The 9,353-nt window shown below is 73.8% G+C and carries 8 protein-coding genes; 7 read left to right on the forward strand and 1 reads right to left on the reverse strand.

Going from position 1 to position 9,353, the window contains the following annotated elements:
• The first annotated feature begins 7 nt into the window (after nt 1–7).
• The 5 genes from ACWFNE_RS16200 (at nt 8) to crcB (ending at nt 3,881) form a co-directional block, all read left to right on the forward strand.
• On the forward strand, nt 8–1,009 hold the full coding sequence (locus ACWFNE_RS16200) for a carbohydrate ABC transporter permease (protein WP_452123435.1): 1,002 nt from the start codon (nt 8–10) through the stop codon (nt 1,007–1,009).
• Nucleotides 1,006–1,923 (forward strand): carbohydrate ABC transporter permease, encoded by a 918-nt coding sequence (locus ACWFNE_RS16205; protein ID WP_452123436.1) that lies wholly within the window; start codon nt 1,006–1,008, stop codon nt 1,921–1,923. Before ACWFNE_RS16200 ends, ACWFNE_RS16205 begins: the two co-directional genes overlap by 4 nt.
• A 97-nt stretch (nt 1,924–2,020) precedes the next feature.
• Entirely contained in the window at nt 2,021–3,064 is a 1,044-nt protein-coding gene (locus ACWFNE_RS16210) for a LacI family DNA-binding transcriptional regulator (RefSeq protein WP_452123437.1), read from the forward strand.
• Nucleotides 3,061–3,495 carry a fluoride efflux transporter FluC gene (locus tag ACWFNE_RS16215; protein WP_452123438.1) on the forward strand — a complete coding sequence of 145 codons (435 nt, stop codon included), beginning with the start codon at nt 3,061–3,063 and terminating at the stop codon, nt 3,493–3,495. Before ACWFNE_RS16210 ends, ACWFNE_RS16215 begins: the two co-directional genes overlap by 4 nt.
• Entirely contained in the window at nt 3,492–3,881 is a 390-nt protein-coding gene (gene crcB / locus ACWFNE_RS16220; protein ID WP_452123439.1) for a fluoride efflux transporter CrcB, read from the forward strand. The genes ACWFNE_RS16215 and crcB overlap by 4 nt, the downstream gene beginning before the upstream one ends.
• Nucleotides 3,882–4,042: 161 nt before the next feature.
• Here the strand turns inward: crcB and ACWFNE_RS16225 are convergent, their stop codons facing one another.
• On the reverse strand, nt 4,043–7,369 hold the full coding sequence (locus tag ACWFNE_RS16225) for a proline dehydrogenase family protein (protein WP_452123440.1): 3,327 nt from the start codon (nt 7,367–7,369) through the stop codon (nt 4,043–4,045).
• 187 nt (nt 7,370–7,556) lie between these two features.
• Between ACWFNE_RS16225 and ACWFNE_RS16230 the strand changes: the two genes are divergently transcribed.
• A complete protein-coding gene (locus ACWFNE_RS16230) occupies nt 7,557–8,348 on the forward strand; it encodes a helix-turn-helix domain-containing protein (RefSeq protein WP_452123441.1) in 792 nt (263 codons plus the stop codon).
• A 79-nt stretch (nt 8,349–8,427) separates the two neighbouring features.
• Nucleotides 8,428–9,219 (forward strand): aldo/keto reductase, encoded by a 792-nt coding sequence (locus ACWFNE_RS16235; protein ID WP_452123442.1) that lies wholly within the window; start codon nt 8,428–8,430, stop codon nt 9,217–9,219.
• The last annotated feature ends 134 nt before the right edge of the window (nt 9,220–9,353 follow it).

The following is a 9,353-nucleotide window of genomic DNA, read 5'->3' on the forward strand; positions in this document are numbered from 1 at the left end:
GACACCGATGGCCACCACCACCACGCCGACGCCGGCCCGCCGCACGAGCCGCGGACCTGAGCGCGCCCCCCAGCGCGTCGGCTTCAGTCAGCAGCTCGGGCGCTGGGACGTGAAGTTCTCGCCCTACCTCTACATCTCGCCGTTCTTCATCCTGTTCGCGCTCGTCGGGCTCTTCCCCCTGGCGTACACCGCGTTCGTCTCGGTCCACGACTGGCACCTCATCGGTGGCCAGGGCGACTTCGTCGGCCTGAAGAACTACCAGGACGTCCTCGCGCAGCCGAACTTCTGGCGCAGCCTGCGCAACACGTTCAGCATCTTCCTGCTGTCGTCGGTGCCCCAGGTCTTCATCGCGATCGTCCTGGCCGCGTTCCTCGACGCGAACCTGCGCGCGCGCACGTTCTGGCGCATGGGCGTGCTGCTCCCGTACGTCGTCGCCCCCGTCGCCGTCTCCCTCATCTTCAGCAAGCTCTTCGCCGACCAGTCCGGGATCGTGAACACGTTCCTCGGCGTCCTGGGCATCGACCCGGTCAAGTGGCACGGCGCGGTCCTCCCCAGCCACTTCGCGATCGCGACGATGGTCAACTTCCGCTGGACCGGCTACAACACGCTGATCTTCCTCGCGGCGATGCAGGCCGTCCCGCGCGACATCTACGAGGCCGCGATCCTCGACGGTGCGGGCCGCCTGCGGCAGTTCTTCTCCGTCACGGTGCCCATGCTGCGCCCGACGATCATCTTCGTCGTCCTGACGTCGACCATCGGTGGCCTGCAGATCTTCGATGAGCCGCGCCTGTACGACCAGATCGGCCAGGGCGGCAACGACCGCCAGTGGATGACCGCGACGATGTACCTCTACGAGCTGGGCTGGGGTGCGCAGAAGAGCTTCGGCCGTGCCGCCTCCGTCGCCTGGCTCCTGTTCCTGATCATCATCGTGGTCGGGCTCATCAACTTCATGATCACCCGCCGGATCTCCTCGGAGTCCGCCCCGAAGAGCGGAAGGAAGAAGCGATGAGCGCTCCTTCGATCCCCGTCATCCGACAGACGGCCGGAGCCGGCGCCGCACGGTCCGCGTCCCGCCGCCGGCGCGCCCAGGGCGCAGGCTCCGACCGGCGCCCGGGCTGGCTGACGTACACGGTCCTCGGGATCGTCCTCCTGGCCTCGGTCGCTCCGCTGTACTACATGTTCCTGCTCGCGAGCTCGAACTCGGCGGCGATCGCGCAGACGCCGATCCCCTCGCTCATCCCGCAGGGCGAGTTCTTCGACAACGTGAACCGCGTCCTGAACGCCGACATCAAGTTCTGGAAGGCGGTCACGAACAGCGTCATCGTCTCGACGGTCACCGCGCTGTCCGTCGTCGTCTTCTCGACGCTCGCGGGCTTCTCGTTCTCGAAGCTCCGCTTCCGTGGCCGCGGACCGCTGCTCGTCTTCGTCATTGCGACGATGGCGGTCCCGACGCAGCTCGGCATCGTCCCGCTGTTCATCGTCATGGCGGAGCTCAACTGGACGGGCAAGCTCGTCGCCGTCATCGTGCCCGGCATGGTCACGGCGTTCGGGGTGTTCTGGATGACCCAGTACCTCGAGAGCGCGCTCCCCTACGAGCTGATCGAGGCGGCACGCGTCGACGGCGCGTCGATGATCCGGACGTTCTGGCACGTCGCCATGCCGGCGGCGCGTCCCGCAGCGGCGATGCTCGCGCTGTTCACCTTCGTGGGCTCGTGGACGAACTTCTTCTGGCCGTTCATCGTGCTCGGCTCGACGAACCCGACCCTGCCGGTCGCCGTCCAGCTGCTGCAGTCCACGTACTTCAAGGACATGGCGCTGATCATGGCGGGCGTCACGCTCTCGGTGATCCCGCTGATCATCGTCTTCGTGTTCGCCGGCCGCCAGCTCGTCGCTGGCATCATGGCGGGTGCTGTCAAGGGTTGATCCCGCGCCGCGCGGGGGCGACACCATCGCCCCCGCGCGGCTGACCGCACGCCGCGCAGCACGCTGCTACCGCAGCCTCACGAGGGGACGACGACCAATGGTGGTCGACAACACCACGTTCCGGGACGACGTCGGGCGCCCTCCTGCACCCACTCTCGAGCAGGTCGCCGAGAGGGCCGGGGTCTCCCGTTCCACCGCCTCGCGCGCCATCAACGGCGGGCTCCGCGTCTCCCCCGAGGCGCAGGCGTCGGTCGAGGCCGCCGTCGCGGACCTCGGCTACACCCCGAACCGGGCCGCCCGCTCGCTCGTCACCAAGCGCACCGACTCGATCGCGCTCGTGGTCCCGGAGCCGGACGAGCGCATCCTCTCGGACCCGTTCTTCGCGGGGACCCTGAACGGCCTGAGCACCGCGCTCGCCGACTCGGAGCTCCAGCTCGTCCTGGTCATCGCGCGCCCGGGCGACAGCGCCCGCACCATCCGCTACCTGCGCAACGGCCACGTCGACGGCGCGATCGTCGTCTCCCACCACCGGGACGACGAGCTCGACCGGGCCCTGCAGCAGTCGCGACTGCCGAATGTCTTCGTCGGCCGCCCGCTCTCCGACGAGGGAGACACGCAGTACGTCGACACCGACAACGTCGCCGGTGGCAGGATCGCGACGCAGCACCTCATCGACCTGGGACGGCGCCGCATCGGCACCATCGCCGGTCCTCTCGACATGTCCGCGGGCATCGACCGCCTCGCCGGCTGGCGCGAGGCCGTGCGCGCCGCGGGGCTCCCCGAGAACGCCGTCGTGCACGGCGACTTCACGATCGCGTCGGGGGCGGCGAGCGCCCGGCGGCTGCTCGAGGCCCACCCCGACCTGGACGCGCTGTTCGTGGCGTCGGACCTGATGGCGGCGGGTGCCCTCGGCGTGCTCGCCGAGCTGGGACGCGACGTGCCCGGTGACATCGCGGTCGTCGGCTACGACAACCTCGGCGTCTCGATGTCGACGAACCCGCCGCTCACCACCGTGATCCAGCCGGTCGTCGCGATGGCACGGGCCGCCGGCGTGCGGCTCCTCGACCAGCTCCAGGGCTCCGTCATCGGCGGCGAGCCGCTGATCTTCGCTCCGGAGCTCGTGATCCGCGCCTCCGCGTGAGCCTGCGCCTGTCCTTCACGCTCGTCGGGATCGGGGGCGCGGCCGGTGGGCTCGCACGCTACGGGCTGACCACCGTCCTCCCGGAGCCCCCGGGCGCCCTGCCGTGGACCACGTGGACGATCAACGTGTCCGGCTCGTTCCTGCTCGGGCTGCTCGTCGCGGGTGTCGTGGGACGTCGCGGGGCGCCGGCGTGGGTACGCCCGGCGTTCGGCACCGGTGTGCTCGGCGGCTACACGACGTTCTCCGCGTACGCCCACGCCCTCGACGTCCTGGCGGCGGACGGGCACGCGGGGACGGCGGCGGGGTACCTCGTCGTGTCGCTCGCCGGCGGGGTCGTGGCGGCGGCGGCCGGGGTGGCGCTGGGCGCGCGGCTGCCCGCCCGCACGGTGCCGGGACCCGGCGGTGGCGGTGGCGGCGGAGGTGCACCGTGAGCCTCTGGGTCGCGGTCGGTGTCGGCGTCGGCGCGGGCGTCGGCGCACAGCTGCGGTACGCCGCCGAGGTCCTCCACGCGCGGGACCGGCGACGCCGCGGGCTCGGGCGCGCGACCTTCCCCTGGGCGACGCTCACGGTCAACGTGGTGGGGTCCGCCGTGCTCGGGGTCGTCGCGGCACTCGTGCTGCGCGGCACGCTCGACGCGGGCTGGGGCACCGTGCTCGGCGCCGGTCTCGCCGGGGGGCTGACGACGTTCTCGACGTTCTCCCTCGACGTCGTCGAGCTGTGGCGGCAGCACCGGACACTGCGTGCCGTGCTCGACGTCGCCGCGCACCTGGTCCTCGGGGTCGGGGCGGCGGCCGTGGGGTTCCACGTCGCGGCATGACGCCGTGGACGGGTGCCGTCGGACCGGACGCACGCCGTCCGGCGCGCACGCCGTCCTGGCACGCCGCACGGCCACCCCCCCCCCGGCCACGCCGCCCGGCCACGCCGTCCGGTCGCGCCGTCCGGCCACGCCCGGGCGCCCCGCCCGGCCACGCCGTCCGGTCAGCCCGCCGCGCCCTCGTCGCTCCCCGGGACCGAGCCCGGCAGGTGGCCGAACCGGTGCAGCGTGCGGCTCACCGCCTGCTCGCGGACGACCGTGAGCAGCTCGCGGCGCGCGCTCGCGAGCACCGGGTGGTCGAGCACGGTGACGGTGCCGAGCCGCGTGCGTGCTGCCTCGCGCAGCCCGGGGGCGGCCCCGACGACGCGGACGCGCCCGGTCACGCGGCCGTCCCGCACGCGTGCGGCGAACGACCCGTCGGGCTCCCCCGCGACGCGGCTCACCGTGACCCGGACCCCGGCACGACGGGCTGCCGCGAGCACGCGCGCGACCTCACGGTCCGGTGCGCCCGCGCCGACGCGCACCGTGAGGTGCTCGACGGGCCGGTAGCGCAGCAGGTTCGCCTCGACGCTCAGGTTGCTCGGGTCGTGCTCGACCGACAGCTCGTCGGCCCACCACCGGGCGTCGTCCTCCTCGGCCCACGCGAGCCACCCCGCGTCGTCCGACGGCACGTCCGCCGCGTCCGCCCAGTCGCCGAGCTGCGCGACGTAGTGCGGCCCGCCGGCCTTCGCACCCGGTCCGACGACGGAGGCCTTCCAGCCGCCGAAGGGCTGACGCTGCACGATCGCCCCGGTGATGTGCCGGTTCACGTACGCGTTGCCGACCTCGACCCGGTCGAGCCACGTGGCGATCTCGTCCTCGTCGAGCGAGTGCAGCCCGCCGGTGAGCCCGAACGCGACGGCGTTCTGCACGGCGATCGCCTCGTCGAGCGTCGCGACCCGCAGCACCCCGAGCACGGGACCGAAGACCTCGGTCGTGTGGAACGCGGAGCCGGGCACGACGCCGTGCTTGACGCCGGGCGTCCACAGCCGGCCCTCGTCGTCGAGCCGGCGCGGCTGCACGAGCCACCGCTCCCCCGGGTCGAGCGTCGTGAGCGCGTGCAGGAGCTTGCCCGACGCCGGCTCGGTGAGCGGTCCCACGGTCGTCGCGAGGTCGGTCGCGGGTCCCACGCGCAGCGACGTGACGGCGTCCGCGAGCTGGCGCCGCAGGCGGTCCGACGTCCCGGCGGACCCGACGAGGATCAGCAGCGACGCCGCGGAGCACTTCTGCCCCGCGTGCCCGAACGCGGAGCGCACGACGTCGGCGACCGCGAGGTCCACGTCGGCCGACGGAGTGACGACGATCGCGTTCTTGCCGGAGGTCTCCGCGAGCACCTCGAGGTCGGGGCGCCACGACGCGAACAGCTCGGCGGTCTCGATCGACCCCGTGAGCAGGACGCGCGCGACCGACGGGTGCGTCACGAGGTGCCGGCCGACCTCGCCCTCGGGCGAGAGGACGACCTGGAGCACGTCACGGGGGACGTCGAGCACGTCCATCGCCCGGTGCACCGCAGCCATCGCGACCTGCACGCAGCGTGGGGTCGGCGGCGCGGGCTTGACGAGCACGGGCGACCCGGCGGCGAGCGCCGCGAGCACGGAGCCGACGGGGATCGCTACCGGGAAGTTCCACGGCGGGGTCACGACCGTCACACCGCGCGGGCGGAACACCGCACCCGGGACGGCGCCGTCCGCGAGCTCCTCGGCGCGGTCCGCGTAGTAGCGCGCGAAGTCGACGGCCTCGCTGACCTCCGGGTCGGCCTCGGCGACCGTCTTGCCGGCCTCCTGGACCATGGTCGCGACGATGTCACCGCGGTCGCTCTCGAGGTGCAGCGCGGCGCGCCGCAGCACCCGGGCGCGCTCCGCGGGAGCGGTCGTGGCCCAGCGCTCCCGGACGGCCTCGGCGCGCGCGACGGCGTCGTCGACGTCCTGCACGGTCGTGACGCGCACGGCGTCGGGCGCCGGGACGTCCCGGACCAGCAGCTCGGCGGCCCAGGCGCGCGCCTCGGCGACCGCGGGGTCGGTGTCGGGCGCGTTCTCGAACGGCTCACCCGCTGCGGGCTCGACGGGTCCGGGGCGCGGGCGGCGCTGCGGCGGGGTCGTCGGCTCCTGCGACGCGAGCACCGAGTCGCGGAACGCGTGGCGCTGGGCGTCGAGCGGGTCGGCGGCCGGCCCGCCGGGGGCGAACATGGCGTGCAGGAAGTTCTGCGGTGCGGCGTTCTCCTCGAGCCGGCGCACGAGGTAGGAGATGGCGACGTCGAAGTCCTCGCGGGCGACGACCGGGGTGTAGAGCAGCACGTCCCCCACCTCGTCGCGCACCGCGCGTGCCTGGGCCGGCGCCATGCCCTGCAGCATCTCGACGTCGAGCGCCTCGGTGACGCCGCGCTCCTGCGCGAGACGGTGCCCGAGCGCGACGTCGAACAGGTTGTGGCTCGCGAGCCCGATCCGCACGTGCTGCGTGCGCTCGTCGTGCAGCGCGCGGTCGAGCAGGCGGACGTAGTTCGCGTCGACCTCCGGCTTGCTGCGGTACGGCGCCTGCGGCCAGCCGTGCAGCTCGGCCTCGACCTTCTCCATCGCGAGGTTCGCACCCTTGACGAGGCGCACCTTGATCCGGGCACCGCCCGCGAGCGCGCGGCGCCGGGCGATCTCGGTGAGCTCGTCGAGCGCGGCCACCGCGTCGGGCAGGTACGCCTGGAGGACGATGCCCCACTCGGCGTCGAGCAGCTCGGGCTCCATGACGAGCTGCTCGAAGACCTGCACGGTGAGCGCGAGGTCGCGGTACTCCTCCATGTCGAGGTTGAGGAAGGTGCCGTGCGCGGCAGCGGCGCGGTACAGCGGGCGCAGACGGTCCACGACACGGTCGCGGCTGCCCGCGGTGTCCCAGGTGGAGAGCTGGCTCGCGACGGCGGACACCTTGACCGACACGTAGTCGACGTCCGGCCGCTCGACGAGCGCACGGACGCGCGTCAGGCGGCTCGCGGCCTCCTGCTCGCCGAGCACGGCCTCGCCGAGCAGGTTGAGGTTGAGCCGGAACCCGTCGGCGCGCGCCCGGGCGACGTGAGCGCCGAGCCCCGGCCCGGCGTCCGCCACGAGGTGCCCGACGAGCTGGCGCAGCCGGTAGCGCGCGGCCGGGACCACGACCGACGGCAGCACCGGCGCGACCCGGGCACCGACCGCGAGCATCGCGCGGTCGACCGGTCCGAGGAACCCGCCCGCCGCGGAGGTGTACCGCGTGAGGCCCGCGAGCTCGCGCGCCGCGACGTGCACGTCGTCGGGCCGCGCGACCCGGTCCACGAACCGCACCGCGAGCTCGAGGCCTGCGGGGTCGGAGACGAGCGCCGCGAGCCGGCCGCTCGTGCGGCGCTCCTGCTCGGTCTCGCCCTGCGAGCCCGCGAGCGCCCAGCGGTCCGCGAGCTCGAGCGCGTCGTCGACGAGGTCCTGCGGCGTGGCGTCCATCCCCTCATCGTGCGGCTGGGGGTGGTGCGGCGTCTTGTCGTGATCCGGCACGACGTCTGACGCGCCGTGCGGTTCGGGGCCGCACGTGCCGTGACCTGCGGCTCCGTCCTGCCCGGACAGCGCGGCCACCGCGACGTCGTGCCCCTGCGCGACGGGCGGTCGCCGCGCTTGTAGCCTCCGGAGAGCCATGACCGACGCACCGGACCGCCCTCGACCGACCGCCGCCGTGCCGGGACCCACGCCGCAGAGCCGTCGCCTGCTCGACGCGCTGAGCCCCGCGATGCTCGCACTCATGGACGAGCTGTCCGGGACGATGTTCTGCGCCAAGGACACCGACGGCCGCTACGCCGCGGTCAACCCGGTGTTCGTGGCCCGCACGAGCGAGCGCTCGCGCCGCGCGGTGCTGGGCCGGCGCGCCGAGGACCTGTTCATCCCCGAGCTCGCGCAGCACTACACGGCGCAGGACGAGCACGTGCTCGGCACCGGCCGGGCCCTGCGCCACCTGCTCGAGCTCGTGCGGCGACCGGGCGGCGAGCCCGGCTGGTACGTCACGTCGAAGCTGCCGGTGCGCGACGGCGGCGAGGTCGTCGGGCTCGTGAGCATCTCGCAGGACCTGCGCACGGCCGACACCGGCGACGTCGCGGTCCGGTCCCTGTCGCGCGTCGTCGCGCTCGTCGAGGAGCGCCTGACCGAGCCGGTCGCCGTCGCGGACCTCGCCCGAGCGGCCGGCTGCTCGCCGTCGACCCTCGAGCGCCGCATGCGCCGGGTGTTCGGGCTCTCGCCGCAGCAGTTCGTGCTGCGGGCGCGGATCGACCACGCCGCGGGCCTGCTGACCACGACGGACGTCCCGCTGGCCGACGTCGCCGCACGCGCGGGGTTCTACGACCAGGCGGCATTCACCCGGACGTTCGGCCGCCTCACCGGGGAGACACCCGCCCAGTTCCGCCGCCGCTCGCCGTCGGTACCTCCGGGCGTGTGACCGCTCCCCGTCGAGCAGCGACCGCCGCCCGCCCGGCGCAGCGGTCGACCCGCCGCGCACCCTGGCCCATCATGGACCGATGACCACGGCACAGATGCCCACACTCGCCCTGAAGGGCGCCGACATCCCGCTCCTCGGCCTCGGGACCTGGCAGTCCGAAGGCTCCGAGGCCGAGCTCGCCGTCGTCGCGGCGCTCGAGCTCGGCTACCGGCACGTCGACACCGCGACTGGCTACGGCAACCAGGCGCAGGTCGGCCGGGCGCTCGCGACCCGCGGCAACGACCGTGACGACGTCTTCGTGACGACCAAGCTCCCGCCCGACCACGCGGGCCGCGAGCGCCACACGCTCATGGAGTCGCTCGCCGAGCTCGGGACGGACCACCTCGACCTGTGGCTCGTGCACTGGCCTCCGAACGGCGAGGCGACCCCGTCGACGTGGGAGGCGTTCATCGCCGCCCGCGACGAGGGCCTGACCCGTGCGATCGGGGTCTCCAACTACTCGATCGCGCAGATCGACGAGCTGATCGCCGCGACGGGCGAGGCCCCGGCGATCAACCAGATCCCGTGGAGCCCGTCGGACTTCGACGCGGACCTGCTTGCGGCGCACGCCGCGCGCGGGGTGCGCGTCGAGGGCTACAGCCCGTTCAAGCGCACGAGCCTCGAGGACCCGACGCTCGTCGCGATCGCCGAGGCGCACGGCGTCACCCCCGCCCAGGTGGTGCTGCGCTGGCACCTCGAGCACGAGGTCGTGGTGATCCCGAAGTCGACGAACCGGCAGCGGCTCGCGACGAACCTCGACGTGCTGGGCTTCAGCCTGACGCCGGACGAGGTCGCGCGCATCGACGGGCTCGGGGCGACCGCCGACCGATGATCCCGGTGCTGGGCGGACGACGTCCGCTCGTGGTCGCGCTCGGCGTGCTCGTCGTCGCGCTCCTCGTCGCGCTCGGCGTGACGCAGGTCCGTGCCGACCGCGCGGCGGCGGCGCGTGCCGACGAGGTGCGCGCC

Source organism: Cellulomonas sp. NPDC055163 (assembly GCF_053607065.1).

Bases quoted from the DNA above. Each gene is read 5' to 3' on its own strand.
- ACWFNE_RS16210 (WP_452123437.1), top strand. From the start codon at position 2,021: ATGGTGGTCGACAACACCACGTTCCGGGACGACGTCGGGCGCCCTCCT.
- ACWFNE_RS16235 (WP_452123442.1), top strand. From the start codon at position 8,428: ATGACCACGGCACAGATGCCCACACTCGCCCTGAAGGGCGCCGACATC.
- ACWFNE_RS16200 (WP_452123435.1), top strand. From the start codon at position 8: ATGGCCACCACCACCACGCCGACGCCGGCCCGCCGCACGAGCCGCGGA.
- ACWFNE_RS16225 (WP_452123440.1), bottom strand. From the start codon at position 7,369: ATGGACGCCACGCCGCAGGACCTCGTCGACGACGCGCTCGAGCTCGCG.
- ACWFNE_RS16230 (WP_452123441.1), top strand. From the start codon at position 7,557: ATGACCGACGCACCGGACCGCCCTCGACCGACCGCCGCCGTGCCGGGA.
- ACWFNE_RS16205 (WP_452123436.1), top strand. From the start codon at position 1,006: ATGAGCGCTCCTTCGATCCCCGTCATCCGACAGACGGCCGGAGCCGGC.